This is a genomic window from Vibrio sp. KUL78, from assembly GCF_059725505.1.
Map to the genome: position 1 here is coordinate 2,445,852 of NZ_AP045837.1, position 15,938 is coordinate 2,461,789.

Annotated in this window: 14 protein-coding genes and 1 pseudogene; 4 read left to right on the top strand and 11 right to left on the bottom strand. The window is 45.9% G+C overall.

What is annotated here, in order from left to right:
- Positions 1–80: 80 nt before the first annotated feature.
- The 7 genes from acpP to yceD form a co-directional block, all read right to left on the bottom strand.
- A complete protein-coding gene (gene acpP / locus AC6I8Y_RS11355) occupies positions 81–314 on the bottom strand; it encodes an acyl carrier protein (protein ID WP_004406112.1) in 234 nt (77 codons plus the stop codon).
- 162 nt (positions 315–476) lie between these two features.
- On the bottom strand, positions 477–1,211 hold the full coding sequence (gene fabG / locus AC6I8Y_RS11360) for a 3-oxoacyl-ACP reductase FabG (protein WP_234496057.1): 735 nt from the start codon (positions 1,209–1,211) through the stop codon (positions 477–479).
- 17 nt (positions 1,212–1,228) lie between these two features.
- A complete protein-coding gene (gene fabD / locus AC6I8Y_RS11365; RefSeq protein WP_128648594.1) occupies positions 1,229–2,152 on the bottom strand; it encodes an ACP S-malonyltransferase in 924 nt (307 codons plus the stop codon).
- A gap of 57 nt (positions 2,153–2,209) precedes the next feature.
- On the bottom strand, positions 2,210–3,160 hold the full coding sequence (locus tag AC6I8Y_RS11370; protein ID WP_042476757.1) for a beta-ketoacyl-ACP synthase III: 951 nt from the start codon (positions 3,158–3,160) through the stop codon (positions 2,210–2,212).
- Between the two features lie 5 nt (positions 3,161–3,165).
- Positions 3,166–4,191 carry a phosphate acyltransferase PlsX gene (gene plsX / locus AC6I8Y_RS11375; protein ID WP_498020214.1) on the bottom strand — a complete coding sequence of 342 codons (1,026 nt, stop codon included), beginning with the start codon at positions 4,189–4,191 and terminating at the stop codon, positions 3,166–3,168.
- 9 nt (positions 4,192–4,200) lie between these two features.
- Positions 4,201–4,371 (bottom strand): 50S ribosomal protein L32, encoded by a 171-nt coding sequence (gene rpmF, locus AC6I8Y_RS11380; protein ID WP_031493499.1) that lies wholly within the window; start codon positions 4,369–4,371, stop codon positions 4,201–4,203.
- Between the two features lie 43 nt (positions 4,372–4,414).
- A complete protein-coding gene (gene yceD, locus AC6I8Y_RS11385; protein WP_042476749.1) occupies positions 4,415–4,942 on the bottom strand; it encodes a 23S rRNA accumulation protein YceD in 528 nt (175 codons plus the stop codon).
- Between the two features lie 135 nt (positions 4,943–5,077).
- On the opposite strand from yceD, the pseudogene AC6I8Y_RS11390 reads away from it, so the two are divergent.
- Positions 5,078–5,661: pseudogene (locus AC6I8Y_RS11390) on the top strand (Maf family protein).
- A 73-nt stretch (positions 5,662–5,734) separates the two neighbouring features.
- On the opposite strand, the gene rluC reads toward AC6I8Y_RS11390, so the two are convergent.
- A complete protein-coding gene (gene rluC / locus AC6I8Y_RS11395) occupies positions 5,735–6,682 on the bottom strand; it encodes a 23S rRNA pseudouridine(955/2504/2580) synthase RluC (RefSeq protein ID WP_498020216.1) in 948 nt (315 codons plus the stop codon).
- A 616-nt stretch (positions 6,683–7,298) separates the two neighbouring features.
- On the opposite strand from rluC, the gene rne reads away from it, so the two are divergent.
- Together rne and AC6I8Y_RS11405 are read left to right on the top strand one after the other, a co-directional pair.
- The gene (gene rne, locus AC6I8Y_RS11400; RefSeq protein ID WP_498020217.1) at positions 7,299–10,310 is read left to right on the top strand and encodes a ribonuclease E; all 3,012 of its coding nucleotides are present in this window, start codon (positions 7,299–7,301) and stop codon (positions 10,308–10,310) included.
- 299 nt (positions 10,311–10,609) lie between these two features.
- A complete protein-coding gene (locus tag AC6I8Y_RS11405; protein ID WP_252011648.1) occupies positions 10,610–12,169 on the top strand; it encodes a SulP family inorganic anion transporter in 1,560 nt (519 codons plus the stop codon).
- Positions 12,170–12,222: 53 nt separating this feature from the next.
- On the opposite strand, the gene AC6I8Y_RS11410 is transcribed toward AC6I8Y_RS11405, so the two are convergent.
- Positions 12,223–12,507 carry a YeaC family protein gene (locus AC6I8Y_RS11410; protein ID WP_128648601.1) on the bottom strand — a complete coding sequence of 95 codons (285 nt, stop codon included), beginning with the start codon at positions 12,505–12,507 and terminating at the stop codon, positions 12,223–12,225.
- A gap of 185 nt (positions 12,508–12,692) precedes the next feature.
- Here AC6I8Y_RS11410 and AC6I8Y_RS11415 point away from each other — a divergent pair, with 185 nt between their 5' ends.
- Positions 12,693–13,505, top strand: coding sequence for a DUF2989 domain-containing protein (locus AC6I8Y_RS11415; RefSeq protein ID WP_498020218.1), 813 nt, complete (start codon positions 12,693–12,695; stop codon positions 13,503–13,505).
- 100 nt (positions 13,506–13,605) lie between these two features.
- Here the strand turns inward: AC6I8Y_RS11415 and AC6I8Y_RS11420 are convergent, their stop codons facing one another.
- Together AC6I8Y_RS11420 and ycfP are read right to left on the bottom strand one after the other, a co-directional pair.
- Complete coding sequence (locus tag AC6I8Y_RS11420) at positions 13,606–14,895, bottom strand: NAD(P)/FAD-dependent oxidoreductase (RefSeq protein ID WP_498017896.1); 1,290 nt, start codon at positions 14,893–14,895, stop codon at positions 13,606–13,608.
- 425 nt (positions 14,896–15,320) lie between these two features.
- The gene (gene ycfP, locus AC6I8Y_RS11425) at positions 15,321–15,863 is read right to left on the bottom strand and encodes an alpha/beta hydrolase YcfP (RefSeq protein ID WP_128648604.1); all 543 of its coding nucleotides are present in this window, start codon (positions 15,861–15,863) and stop codon (positions 15,321–15,323) included.
- Between the last annotated feature and the right edge of the window lie 75 nt (positions 15,864–15,938).

The following is a 15,938-nucleotide window of genomic DNA, read 5'->3' on the forward strand; positions in this document are numbered from 1 at the left end:
ATATTTATGATTCTATATGAAAGGATAGAAGACGTTTTAAAAAAACACAGGCGGCCAAGGAGGCCGCCTAGAAAGAGATATTACTGAGCGCTGTTTACGTAGTCGATAGCAGCTTGAACAGTAGTGATCTTCTCAGCTTCTTCATCAGGAATCTCAGTGTCGAATTCCTCTTCTAGAGCCATTACTAGCTCAACTGTGTCTAGAGAGTCAGCACCTAGATCGTCAACGAAAGAAGCTTCGTTTTTAACTTCTGCTTCGTCCACACCTAGCTGTTCAACAATGATTTTCTTTACGCGTTCTTCGATGTTGCTCATTTTAATTTTCCTTTACAGATTTCGCTCTATGCGATGTTTCCGTAGTTTATTCGAACTGTTGAAAGTTGCAAGGGGGTCCTTGCTGGTCAAACCACAATTTTAGCGAATTTAACCGAAATTCAGTACATTTTTGACTTAAATCATGCACAAATGTTGCACAGATCAAACCATGTACATGCCACCATTTACGTGAAGTGTTTCACCTGTGATGTATGCCGCTTCTGGCGATGCAAGAAATGCAACAGCTGAAGCGATTTCACGTGGGTCACCTAAACGACCAGCAGGCACGTTGGCTAGTGTAGCAGCTCGTTGCTCATCATTCAGTGCTTTTGTCATATCTGTTTCGATAAAACCTGGTGCAACTGTGTTCACGGTCACACCGCGTGAAGCAACTTCACGAGCCATAGACTTGGTGAAACCGATTACGCCTGCTTTTGCAGCAGCATAGTTCGTTTGACCAGCGTTACCCATAGTACCAACGACAGAACCCACGTTGATGATGCGACCCTGACGCTTCTTCATCATACCGCGCAACACAGCTTTAGATAGGCGGAAGATAGACGTTAGGTTAGTGTCCATGATATCTGTCCACTCATCGTCCTTCATACGCATTAATAGGTTATCGCGAGTGATACCAGCGTTGTTAACAAGAATGTCGATCGCGCCAAATTCATCGTTGATTTGCTTAAGAACAGCTTCGATCGAGTCAGTATCTGTCACGTTTAGCGCTAGGCCTTTGCCATTTTCACCTAAGTACTCGCTGATAGCAGCTGCACCGTTATCTGATGTCGCCGTACCAATTACTGTTGCACCGCGCTCTACTAGTAGCTCAGCAATTGAGCGACCAATACCACGGCTTGCACCTGTTACTAAGGCAATCTTGCCTTCAAGGTTCATCATTATTGGATTCCTTATTATTTTGCAGCTTCGAGTGACGCAGCGTCATTTACCGCAGCCGCACTCAATGTCTTAACAATGCGTTTTGTTAGGCCAGTTAACACTTTACCTGGACCAAGTTCCAACAGTTTCTCAACACCTTGCTCGCTCATTTTCTCAACGCCTTCAGTCCAACGAACTGGGCTGTGAAGCTGGCGAACTAGCGCGTCTTTAATTTTTGCTGGGTCGGTTTCTGTTTCAACATCAACGTTGTTGATGACAGGAACCGAAGGTGCGTTGAATTCAATCGCTTCAAGCGCAACCGCGAGCTTTTCTGCTGCTGGTTTCATCAGCGCACAGTGAGAAGGTACCGACACTGGCAATGGTAGCGCGCGTTTAGCACCCGCTTCTTTACATAGTGCGCCAGCTCGCTCTACAGCTGCTTTGTTACCCGCAATAACAACCTGACCTGGAGAGTTAAAGTTCACTGGGGAAACCACTTCACCTTGGGCGGCTTCTTCACATGCTTTAGCAATCGACTCATCATCTAGACCGATGATGGCATACATCGCGCCAACGCCAGCAGGAACGGCTTCTTGCATCAATTGACCGCGAAGTTCAACAAGTTTGATTGCTTCTTTGAAGTCAATGACACCAGCACACACTAGCGCTGAATACTCACCTAGGCTGTGACCCGCTACGAGTTTAGGCTGTGCAAGACCCTGCTCTTGCCATACACGCCAAATAGCTACAGAAGAAGCTAATAGCGCAGGCTGCGTGCGATGTGTTTGATTTAAATCTTCAGCTGGGCCGTTTTGAACCAATGCCCATAGGTCGTAACCAAGTGCTTCAGATGCTTCTGCAAATGTCGCTTTTACGATCTCATGTTGCTCGCCTAGCTCTGCTAGCATGCCAACTGTTTGTGAACCCTGACCTGGGAACACGATTGCAAAATTACTCATCGTTATTTCCTTAAACAACGCAATCTATGACTTTTATATCGCTCGGTGTTCGTGAGGTTAGAAGCGAACTAGCGCTGAACCCCAGGTAAAACCACCACCAAACGCTTCTAATAGAAGGTTTTGTCCACGCTTAATGCGACCATCGCGAACCGCCTCATCTAAGGCCGTTGGTACGGTTGCTGCCGAAGTATTGCCGTGGCGATCAAGTGTTAGAACGACCTGATCCATCGACATACCTAATTTTTTCGCGGTCGCCGAAATGATGCGATAGTTCGCTTGGTGAGGAACCAACCAATCGAGGTCCTCTTTGCTCATATCGTTCGCGCTTAGTGTATCTTTAACTAGTTTCGAGAGCTGAGTAACAGCCACTTTGAATACTTCGTTACCCGACATGTTTAACCACTTATCGAGTTCGCCGCCACGTACTGGCATTTCAAGACTTAGAAGATCGCCAAAACGACCATCTGCATATAAATGCGTCGAAATGATGCCTGGCTCTTCACTAGCGCCCAGAACCACAGCACCGGCTGCATCGCCGAATAGAATGATGGTTGAGCGATCAATCTCTTCGACCGTTTTAGATAGACAATCGGAGCCAATCACCAATACGTTTTTACACATTCCTGAGCGGATATGTTGATCAGCAACCGAAAGTGCATATACAAAACCTGTACATGCTGCAGCCATATCAAAAGCAGGGCAACCTTGAATGCCAAGTTTTGCTTGAACTTGACAAGCAGACGAAGGAAAAGCGTGGCTACTACTTGTTGTTGCAACAATAATTAGATCGATATCATTCTTATCGATGCCCGCCATCTCAATGGCTTTCAGGGAAGCTTCGTAGCCCATGTCTGCAACGGTTTCGTCCTCTGCAGCGATTCTACGTTCTTTAATACCTGTACGAGTGACGATCCATTCATCTGTCGTATCTACCATTTTCTCTAGATCTGCATTGGTGCGGATCTGAGACGGCAGGTAGCTGCCTGTACCTAAAATTTTGCTATACATGAAGACTAATACTGCCTCTCGAGTAACACTGCTTCTAGACGATCGCTTATTTGGTTTGGCACTTGGCGTTTAACCTCGTGAACCGCTTCGCCTATCGCATTAACAAGCGCTGAAACATCAGCACTTCCGTGGCTTTTTATGACAATGCCGCGCAATCCTAACAAACTTGCCCCGTTATACTGGTCGGGGTTCAGTGCTTTAACTTCGTTTAATACATCAGAAAACAGCAATCTAGCCAGCCATCCCTTGAATGTAGAGGTGGATAATTTGGCTTTAAGTTTGTTGATAATAAATTGCGCAGTTCCTTCGCAAGCTTTCAATGTTGTGTTACCAACAAAGCCATCGCAGACAATGACATCTGCGCTGTCGCTGAGTAACTCATTTCCTTCAACGAATCCAATATAGTTAATAGATCGGCATTGTGTCAGCATTTCTGAGCAACGTTTGACGAGATCGTTACCTTTTATTTCTTCTGCACCGATATTCAATATTGCGACTCTAGGGCTTCGTCCAAGATGTTGCTCAGCAAGTGCGCTTCCCATTACAGCAAACTGAAATAGAGAATCGGCATCGACAGACGCATTTGCGCCAAGATCTAGCATCCAGGTTTTTCTGCCTTGTGCAGTAGGTAGAGCGGAAACTAACGCAGGTCTATCTATGCCAGGGAGGAGCTTAAGACGGAATCTTGATAGTGCCATTAGCGCACCGGTATTACCGCCGCTTAAGCACGCGTCAGCTTGCTCGGATTCAACTAGATCAATCGCTATACGCATAGAAGTATCTTGACTGTTTCTGAGGGCGAAGGAAGGCTTTTCGGAATTCGAAATGACTCGGTCACTATGCATGACCGTAAGACGGTTACTGTTTTGGTAACCTAGATGTTTGAGTTGCGTGTTTATTGACGGCTCGTCGCCAACAAGCACCACTTTTAGCTCTGGGAAAAGCGACAGTGCCTGCACGGCGGCAGGCACTGTTACGGAAGGACCGAAGTCCCCGCCCATTGCATCAAGTGCAACGGTTATATTATGCAAAGGTCAACCTTACTTGTTGATAACCTTTTTGCCACGGTAGTAACCGTCAGCAGTCACGTTGTGACGTAGGTGAGTTTCACCTGAAGTTGCGTCTACAGATAGTGCAGCTGAAGTTAGCGCATCATGTGAACGACGCATGCCACGCATAGAACGTGACTTCTTGCTTTTTTGTACGGCCATGGACCCTACTCCTATGTTAGTAATTTAAACGTCAGTAACTCTGTTACTCACGCTTTAAGCTCTTTAAAACATCAAATGGATTTGGCTTATCTTCTGGAACCTCTTCCGGAATATCTCCAAACACCATGTTGTTTGAGTCAACGCTACAGTCTGCTATATCGTGCATTGCGACTTGAGGCAGGTTTAAGATGAACTCGTCTTCAACTAATTGTATGAGATCGACCTCACCGTACTCATTAAGATCTACCAAATCGTAATCTTCCGGTGCGTCCTCTTCACTCTTCTCACTGTAATAAGGAGTATAAGTGAATTGAACTTCACACAGGTGTGTGAAAATCTCATTACAACGCTGACATTCCAAATCAACTTCGATGTTAGCTTTACCAGAGATAACAACGAGTCGCTGTTCATCATGCCCAAAGGACAATGTCACTTCAGCATCGCGTTTTACGCTACTAACTGACTCGCTCAGACGCTTGAAAAGGCTGACTTGGATGATGCCATCGTAGTCGAGTCTCTTCTGTGCCGTCTTACCCGGGTCAACAGTTCGCGGTATTTTTACCTTTTGCATAGGGCGCGAATATTATCTTCCAAAACGGATTTAGTCAAAGAAAAAGGCGAAAAAGTTGTACTTTTTTTGCCTACAGATTAAGAATCTAACAATATGTCCAGAAACTGCAATTATGATAAGAAAACTGAGCCCAAAATGAAATCCACAAGACTCATTTTAGCGTCCACTTCTCCCTTCCGTGCTGAGCTTTTGAGCAAATTGGCACTAGAGTTTGAAGCGAAGGCACCCAATGTAGATGAAAAAGCCCACTCAAGCGAGTCTGCAGAGCAGTTAGTACAGCGTCTTGCACTTGAAAAAGCGCAAGCTCTCAGTGCGGAGCCCGATGCTATCGTTATTGGAAGCGATCAAGTGTGCGTCATCGATGGCCAGATTATCGGTAAACCGCTCAACAGAGAAAATGCCGTAAATCAACTCTCTCAACAGAGCGGTAAAACCATTCGTTTTTATACGGGTCTTGCCGTCTACAATACCGAAACCGGCACCTCAGACGTCACAGTCGACACATTCGATGTCAGCTTCAGAAACCTAACACAAAAGCAGATCGAGCGTTATGTCGATATTGAGCAACCCTTCTACTGCGCTGGCAGCTTTAAAAGTGAAGGGTTTGGTATCACTTTATTTAGTGCGTTAAATGGCAAGGATCCAAACACCTAGTCGGACTGCCTCTGATCGATTTGATCACCATGCTAGAAAAGCACGGAATCTCCCCGCTTGCCTAAGCGTTGGCTGACCATTAACAAAAAAGCGAAGCTGTAAAGAGCTTCGCTTTTCTACAAATCGCATCACCGAAAATCATTGCATCGTTTTCAGCTTATCCAGAGCGCGTTGTAGCTTAGGTTCCATCTCAGCGTGGATTTCCATTTTTTCTTCTTTGCCTGGATGCATGAAGATGATATTTGCAGCGTGTAAGAAGAGTCGATCGAGACCTACCTTTGCGGTATACGCATCAAATCGACGGTCCCCGTATCGATCATCCCAAGCTATCGGGTGTCCAGTATATTGCGTGTGGACGCGAATCTGATGCGTTCGACCGGTGATAGGGCTTGCCTGAATCAAGGTTGCTTGCTCGTAAGACGCAAGAACTTTGAAACGAGTTTCCGATGCTTTTCCGTTCGGGTTCACTCTAACAATACTGTTCACTTCATTTTTCAGAAGTGGCGCCTTCACCACCTTACAGCTCGGCTTCCATTTGCCCATCACCAACGCATAGTAGTATTTCTGAACCGTCTTCTCACGGAATTGGGCTTGCAGGTGACGAAGCGCAGAGCGCTTTTTCGCGACTAGGAGAATACCAGAGGTATCTCTGTCTATGCGATGCACCAACTCAAGAAAGCGAGCTTGCGGTCTTAGCGCACGCAGTGCTTCAATAGCACCAAACTTAAGGCCACTCCCGCCATGCACGGCTAACCCTGATGGCTTGTTCAATACCAACATGTGATCGTCTTCATAGATGATTTGGGATTCAAGCTCCGCCACCTTGTTAAGATTGGTATTGAGCGGCGCTTCAGGCTCTTTCTCTTCGAGTGTTACAGGCGGAATACGAACCAAATCGCCTGCTTGCAGTTTATACTCTGCCTTCACACGCTTTTTATTTACGCGCACTTCTCCCTTGCGCACAATTCGGTACACAACACTCTTTGGGATATTTTTTAGTTGGTTACGCAGAAAATTATCTATGCGCTGGCCAGCCATATCGTCATCGATGTCGACGAATTGGACTTTTGTTCTTATTTCACTCATTTCGTCATTATAACACTCAAACTCTCAAGAAAAGAACGCTTTCTAAATGTTGATTGCCTAAGGTTTGGTAGAGAAAACCTGTCAAAGTTGTCGGAATGTAACCTTTTGTACAAGTTGTGGATAGTTTTTAACCACCCAAGGACGAGGTTTCCCCCGTCCACATTTTTGCCTATTTAAATCAGTACATTATCCGTACAGACACGATAAAAGCTTGGTTTTTTTCTGTGGTTTAGACTAAAGCTGATTGCTGATATTTGGTTGCGCTGCTATAGTTCACAGCTGCAATGGATAATTAGATTCGATTTTCTATTTGTCGCTATTATCTTTGAGCAATTAAATGTTGAGTAGACCGCTTAGTATTGAAACGCAGCAACTGGCATAAGACGTTGATAGCTAGGCCTTCCTTGTCACCTACTCACGTACTCGTGTTTGAGTAATGCCGCCACAGACGCGGATCACACAGCCTCAGTCCTGTGTGATGACTGTAGTGCCCACGAGCATCCCTTCCAGCCGGGAGGCTGCATTAAATAAAGCCATGGGATCAGGCACCGCGAGTTACGAAACCTGTGACAAGAGCAATGATGAAAACAAAGAAAATACAACGAGAATTTCTGTAATGAAAAGAATGTTAATCAACGCAACTCAAAAAGAAGAGTTGCGTGTTGCTTTGGTTGACGGTCAGAAACTGTTCGATCTTGATATCGAAAGCCCTGGCCATGAGTCAAAGAAAGCAAATATCTACAAAGGACGTATCACTCGAGTTGAGCCTAGCCTAGAGGCCGCATTCGTTGACTACGGTGCCGAACGCCACGGTTTCCTCCCTCTTAAAGAAATTGCAAAAGAATACTTCCCACAAGGTTACACCTACCAAGGTCGTCCAAGCATCAAAGATGTCTTGAGCGAAGGCCAGGAAGTTATCGTGCAAGTTGAAAAAGAGGAGCGTGGTAGCAAAGGTGCTGCACTGACAACGTATATCTCTCTAGCAGGTAGCTACTTAGTTCTTATGCCTAACAACCCTCGTGCTGGCGGTATTTCTCGTCGTATCGAAGGTGAAGAGCGCACTGAACTTAAAGCAGCACTGAGCACACTTGAACTACCTCAAGGTATGGGTCTAATCGTCCGTACTGCAGGCGTAGGTAAGAGTGCCGAAGAGCTCGAGTGGGATTTACGTTTCCTTCTAAACAACTGGGAAAATATTAAGGGCGCAGCGGACCAAAACCCTGCTCCGTTCCTAATTCACCAAGAAAGTAACGTTATCGTCCGCGCACTGCGTGACTATCTACGTCGCGACATAGGTGAAATCCTTATTGATAGCAACACGATTTACGAGCGCGCGCGCCAACATATTCAATTGGTACGCCCAGACTTCGTAAACCGCGTTAAGAAGTACGACAACGAAGTACCGCTATTTAGTCACTACCAAATCGAAAGCCAGATCGAATCTGCCTTCCAACGTGAAGTTCGCCTACCTTCTGGTGGCTCTATTGTTATCGACCCAACAGAGGCGCTTACCTCTATCGATATCAACTCTGCACGTGCAACAAAAGGTAGTGATATCGAAGAGACAGCTCTCAACACTAACTTAGAAGCGGCAGATGAGATTGCTCGTCAATTGCGTCTTCGTGACCTTGGTGGTTTGGTTGTTATCGACTTTATTGATATGACGCCAGTTCGTCACCAACGTGAAGTTGAAAACCGTCTGAGAGAAGCGGTTCGTATCGACCGTGCTCGCGTACAAATCGGTCGTATTTCTCGCTTCGGTCTTCTTGAGATGTCTCGCCAACGCTTGAGCCCGTCTCTTGCAGAAGCAAGCCACCACATCTGTCCACGTTGTAGTGGTACTGGTGTTGTACGTGATAACGAATCTCTCGCACTTTCTGTACTTCGTTTGATCGAAGAAGAAGCACTAAAAGACAACACATCGCAGGCTTTAGCGATTGTTCCTGTGCCTATCGCTTCTTACCTATTGAACGAAAAACGTCGCTCGATCAACCATATTGAGCGCGTTCAAGAAGTGAAGATCACCATCGTTCCAGATTCAGACATGGAAACGCCGCATTTTGAGGTTATCCGTGTACGTGAAGGCGAAGAGCAAGATCTCCTGTCTTACCTGCTACCTAAGAAGCTAGAAGCGCTGCGTGAAGCTGAAGCTAAAGAAGCGGGTGAATCAGAAGTGAAGCCGCGTAAGGTTGAGCAACCAGCCCTTCAAGGCTTTGCAACTCCAACGCAAACTGCGCCAACACCAGCGCCAAAAGCGCCTGAGAAGAAACCAGCTGCTGAGCCTAAAGCTGAGAAGCCGGGCCTATTCTCTCGTATTCTTTCTGCAATCGGTTCTCTATTCGCTTCACCTGAAGCAGAGAAGAAAGAGCCAGAGAAGAAAGAAGAAACAAACAAAAACCGCAACAATCGTTCGCGCCGTAACCGCAACAACGATCAACGCCGTCGCAACAACAAAGAGTCTCGTGACAACGATCGCAACAAGAATCGTCGTAACAAGCCTAACCGTGACCGCGATGAAGAGAAAGAGACGCAAAGCAACGCTCAACTAGAGCCACGCAAATCTCAGAACCGTCGTAACAAGCAGCAAGACCGTCGTAATAAGAAGCGAGATGAAGCTGCTAACAAATCGAAGGTAGAAGAGCAAGGTAAGCAAATCGCTGCTGACGTACAAGCAGAGAAGAAGAGCCCTCGTTCAGAAGATAAGCGCTCAGAAGAGAAAACTGCCAAAGTTAAAGAGCGTCGTCAACGTCGCAAACTGACTAAGCAAGTTCGCGTTAAAGACCAAAATGCCAAACAGGAAGAGCTCGCAGAGCAACAAAATGTCGCAGCTGTAACTCAAGCGCCTGTTGAAAAACCACAAGCGCCAGAAGCGTCTAACGAAGCTGGGGCAAAAGAGGAAGGTAAGCAGCGTCGCAACCGTCGTTCTCCACGTCACCTACGTGCAAGTGGTCAACGTCGTCGTCGTGGTCGTGATCGCCGCCCTAACCCATTCCGTCTTCGCAAAGGTGGCGTTGCTTCACCAGAAATGGCAATGGGTAAAGTGATGCCAAGCTACGGTATTACCAAGCCTAAGGCAAAAACAAAACCTGAAGCGGAAGTGAAGGAAGTTACTGTCAACGTAACTGGTATGGCGATGCCAGAGATGGCAATGGGTAAAGTCATTGTTATGCGTAAACCAGAGCCAGTCGTGACGCCAGAAGTTGCAGCTGAAGTCGTTGAGACGCCGATGGTTACCGAAGCACCTAAAGCCGTTGAAACTCCAGTTGTTGAAACTCCAGTTGTTGAGCCAACGGTTGAGGCTCCTGTCGCTGACGCACCAGTAACTGAATCTACGGCGACGTCTGACGCTAACGTTTCAGAAGAAGTCGTAGAGGTTGTTGCTGAAGCGCCGAAAGCACAAGAGCAAGCTCCAGTCGAAGCTAAGTCAGCTGAAACAGAAGTCACTGCAAAAGCAAGCTACAAAGGTCATGCTAGTGCGCCAATGGCGAAAGCAGAAGGCAAGCAAGAGCTGGGTGAAATCATCATTAACGCTGCACCGGTAAAAACTGAACGTTACCAGCAGAAAGGTGCTGGTAGCCAAGTCGCTACAAATGCTGCATCAGCGGCGATGACAAAACCTAACTACTAATTGCTAGTCAGTTAGACTAACTAAACGATAAGGGCTGCTATATTGCAGCCCTTATTTTTATCTACAGAAATTTCCGTCACATTTTCTTTCAATATTGAACTTCTCGGTACAATTCTGTAGCATGCCCGACTTTGACTGTTTCATTAGCAATGCATCTTGTCTATAGCCATCGAGATATAGATAGCGACGGTAAATTAGTCCTTTTTTGCTCACTGTTAATACGGTTGACACATTTTGAATGTCGAATGTGTGCTGGATGAAATGGATGTTAAACCAACAACATAAGTACGATTAATTTCATGTTTGAATTCCCACAGTTTTCTAAGCACTCAGTAAAGAATGACGTATTGTCAGGTCTGACTGTTGCTCTTGCGCTTGTTCCTGAGGCGGTTGCTTTTGCGTTCGTTGCAGGCGTTGACCCTATGGTTGGCTTGTACGCTGCCTTTATCGTCGGTTTGGTTACCTCTATCTTCGGTGGACGCCCAGGCATGATCTCTGGTGCGACAGGCGCAATGGCCGTTGTTATGGTTAGCCTTGTAGCTACTCACGGCGTTCAGTACTTGTTTGCCGCTATTATGTTAGCGGGTCTGTTTCAGATCAGTGCTGGCATCTTTAAGCTCGGCAAATTTATCCGTATCGTACCGCATCCGGTAATGATCGGCTTTGTGAACGGCCTCGCTATCGTTATTTTCCTAGCACAGCTCGGCCAGTTTAAAGCACCAGACTTATCCGGAGCCCTCACGTGGCTGCCTCAAGATCAAATGATGCTGATGCTGGGTCTTGTTGCACTAACCATGGCGATCATCCACTTTTTACCAAAGATCACGACAGCAGTACCCTCTTCTCTTGTCGCGATTGTCACTGTGACACTATTGGTACAAGGTCTGGGTCTTGATACTCGTACGGTTGTCGACTTCTTGCGCTCAATGTCCGGCGACGATGCTGCGACGTTAGCGGGTTCTCTACCAACTTTCTCTATCCCCGCGGTTCCACTAACGTGGGAAACGCTGCAGATCATCCTACCTTATGCCATCATTTTGGCGGCAATTGGTCTGATTGAGTCTCTACTAACACTCACAGTCTTAGATGAGATGACGAACACACGCGGCCAATCTAACCGTGAATGTGTGGGTCAAGGTCTAGCAAACGTGACCTGTTCTGTATTCGGTGCAATGGGTGGCTGTGCGATGATTGGTCAGTCGATGATCAACGTCAACTCAGGTGGTCGCGGTCGTCTGTCTGGTATCGTTGCCGCGGTTGCATTATTGATGTTTATTCTATTTGCAGCAGCACTTATTGAGATGATCCCACTAGCAGCGCTTGTTGGTGTCATGTTCATGGTGGTTATTGGTACGTTTGAATGGGCAACCTTCAAGCTGGCTCGCCGAGTACCTAAGAAAGATTTCTTTGTCATCGTGTTGGTAACAGCGGTAACCGTAATGACAGACCTTGCTGTTGCCGTAGCGGTTGGTGTTGTTGCTTCTGCTCTGATGTTCGCATGGGAACACGCCAAGCATATCTATGCTAGCAGCCACATCAATGAAGAAGGTTCGAAAGAATACATGGTTAACGGTCCAATTTTCTTTGGTTCTGCGGCCAACTTCCTTGAGCTATTTGACGCACAAAATGATCCACAAGATGTGATTGTTGATTTTGCGAACTCTCGCGTTACCGATCACTCTGCGATTGAGGCTATTGAAACCTTGGCCGAGCGTTATGCGACGGTAGGTAAAACCCTACACTTGCGCCACCTCAGCCCAGACTGCCGTAAGCTTCTAGACAAAGCGGGCAGCTTAGTTGAAATTAATGTTAAAGAAGACCCAAGCTACAAAGTCGCAACCGACGTATTAGCTGGTTAATCGACAAATACTAAAAAGGGGTGGCAACACCCCTTTTTGTTTACTCTGATTGACTAATCTTGTGAAACCTTCACTCTAGCTATCTCGTTCGAGTTATCTGCAAACTGGTTTTTCAGCTCTGCTTTGCTCTTGAATGTAATGTCTCCACCCGCGGCAACCGACATATGCTGTGGCTCAACATTGTGCTTCGACTGATAAAGCATTACAGCCTGCATGCAAGAGTCTCTTTGTTCTGGTGATAATCGACTGCCCTCTGGCCATCGTCCAGTTTCTGTCGCATAAAGCAGTCTTTCATACACATCTGGTGTCATTGCTTCTAATAATTGTTCTACATCCATAATGAACCTTCTTGTCGTCACACTATTTATTTTCAACCGTCTCACTGTCTGGATAGCACTGCCTTGATAGCAGCACCGCTATTTTGTGGTTCTGAGAGGTTAATTCATTACTCGAACCTTAACCTGATGATACACTGAGTCAAGTTGAGCTAGATAAATCAGTGTATTCGATCACAAGTAGTAAAATGAAATTACCCCATGCTTTGCTTGTTCTTTTAAGCGCGTCAATGTTAGCAGGCTGTTTTGAGGCTCGCAAAAACACAGACCAGCTTTGCGAGCAAGAACCCTCTCTTAATTGCGCAGTTCTCAATACGTCTGACGGTCAATGTCGGATCCCTAGAACCAATCTTATTTGGCATCGATACGAGATGATGAAAGCCCCTAGCGAGGCAAACACCATTGAAGAGTATTATCTGCTGAAAGAGTACAGAAAGTGTCTTGAGCTCGCTTCGCAAATACAACCCATCGAGCAAGCTGATCTAAAATCAAGACGCTTTGATGCTTTGATGTATTCCATTAACGAACAAGAACGGGTCACGAATTCATTGAGTGGCTCGACGTCACCAGAAACCCTCTATTTTCTTTGGAGTGAAACTGGCGACCATAACGCGCGCCGACGCTTTCTAGAGATGGAAGGCTCTCCTCAGCTGGATACCGCGGAGCTTCAGTACGCACTTGCTACCTATTATATCTCGAGAGATAAGAATAAAACCTACCAACTATTGAACCGTTCTCTTGAACTTTCAAGTGGCGGTAAAACAGTAAACAAGGACGTCATCAAGGCTTTGGCGAGCGTAACGCAAAGCTTAAACCAACCACAACAATCGTTTCTCTGGGCTATGGTCGCGAAACAGTTCGATATTCCTATCGCTTCCGATAACGAGCTGAGGTTGATGTTTAACTTAAACGACATTGAATACGATCAGTTAAAAAGTCAGGCCAATACCGTTGCCAAGGCAATAAAAAATGGTAGTTACTCGCCAACTCTATCTCGCTAAGCACGGAAATCACGAGACTACTACGTTTTAACTGAAACGAAAAAGCCCCAAGCAAATCAATGGTTGGGGCTTTTTTATTTTGATTAGTTTAACTTAACGATTAGTGAAGCTTTAGGTTAGGACGAAGTACTCGGTTAATTCGACCAACCAGCATCATCAAACCTGTCTTTAGCATGCCATGAAGCGCCATTTGGTGCATACGGTATAAAGAGATATACACCACACGTGCAATACGACCTTCTACCATCATCGAGCCTTTAGTTAGGTTGCCCATTAGACTACCTACTGTTGAGAAACGACTCAAAGAGACAAGTGAACCATGATCGTTATAAACATAAGGCTTCAACTCGCGGTTGTTTAGCTTAGCCACGATATTACCAAACGCGCGTGTCGCCATCTGGTGCGCAGCCTGAGCGCGAGGTGGGACAAACTTGCCGTCCGCCTGCGTACATTGTGCTAAATCGCCAATGACAAAAATGTCATCGTCGCGTGTAGTTTGCAGCGTATCTTTAACCACTAACTGGTTAATACGGTTAGTCTCTAACCCTGCAATGTCCTTCATGAAATCAGGCGCTTTAATACCTGCAGCCCAAACCATGATCTGTGCCGGGATGTGCTCGCCGTCTTTTGTTGTCAAACCTGATTCGTCTGCTTGCGTTACCATAGTCGCAGTACGTACTGTCACACCAAGCTTAGTCAGCTCAGAATGCGCAGCACCAGAAATGCGTGGAGGAAGAGCCGGTAGGATTCGCTCACCCGCTTCAATCAAGTTTACGTTCAGCTTGCTCGAGTCTAGATCACCAAAACCGTAAGTACGTAGCTCTTTTACTGCGTTGTGCAGCTCGGCAGAAAGTTCAACACCCGTTGCGCCCGCACCCACAATAGCGATATCAACAGTACCTTGACCATTTTTCGCATGTAGCTTCAAGAACTCGTTGTTCATTTCTGTACGGAAGCGATGCGCCTGTTCAGGGCTATCCAAGAAAATACAGTTATCGCGCACACCAGGTGTGTTGAAGTCATTAGACGTAGAACCAATAGCAAGTACGAGCACATCATAATCGATTGTGCGACTTGGCATCAGCAGCTCACCCTGCTCGTCTTTCAACTCACTAAGTGTAATGTGCTTGTTCTCACGATCGATATCTTGAAGGCTACCCATTTGGAAATCAAAATGATGGTTTTTCGCGTGTGCACGGTAGCTTAATGCATCGACACCTTCATCCAATGAGCCTGTTGCTACTTCATGCAGCAATGGCTTCCATAAGTGGCTAGCTTTACGGTCTACAAGCGTAATATTGGCGCGCCCTTTACGTCCTAGTGTTCGGCCTAACTTGGTTGCAAGCTCTAGTCCGCCTGCCCCACCACCTACAACGACAATATTAGTCACAATGGCTCTCCTAAAAAGTGAAATTTGAAAATTGAAAATTGAAAATTGAAAATCAAACGTGCCTCGATGTTATCCAAGCACAAAAATTCTTGTCATTATGCGTAAACCTTGGTCACTACACGGTGCCCCTTACGCGTTACATTTACAGTTTCACTTCACATATCGGTGCAAAATCGTCACTTTTTGCGCATTTTGGGCAAGTTCTCTTCTTGCTCTCAATTTTTTTTGATATTTATCAACTATTGTGGAACGGTTTTATTATATAGAGCAAATCAATGTCCGCAACTATTCAATGGGATTATTTTTTCACACCGAATTAAATGACTATTTCTCAAACGATTTTTCTATCAATAAAAAACGGCCCTACTAAGAGAGCCGCTGTCTTTACCATAGAGCACGCATAAATGTCGCATGCTATTGTTTGTTTATTGAGCTAACTTGAATGCCTTCATCGCTTGTAAGTGCTGAGATATCTTCTTGAATTTGTGAGTCTGGGTTTCATCCCACGTCACATCGTAGTAATCACTTAGTTCGTCAGCGGTCTCTTGGTTGTCACGAATCTCGTCTTCACGAGATAAAACAACCATACACTGTTTTGCGTTCTTGGTACGGAACTTCTCTACACACTTGGTCGCGATATCTTCGTACTCTTCAGGACGGTCGATGCGCCCTTGCATATTTTCTTCTGGGTGAAGGTTCGGGTTGAAGATAACCTGTTTAATCCCACACAAGAAGCCGATACGCTCAGACCAATAGCCACCTAAACCAACACCACAAATGAGCGGATTCGGATCGGAAGACTCCTGAACTAACTTATTAACCTCTTTGAGCAGAAACTGCATGTCGTGCTTTGGATGAAGAGTGCTGTAGTTGACGAAGCGAACATCTTCATCAATGAATTGCAACTGAAGAACCTTTTCATGGTTGCCTGGGCTTGTTGAGTCAAAGCCGTGAAGATAGATAATCATAGTACCTCTCGATCAGTCCTGTAATGGTACGCTTTCCTTAAATCTAACATGAAAGCCATAACTTCAAAGGGGTTA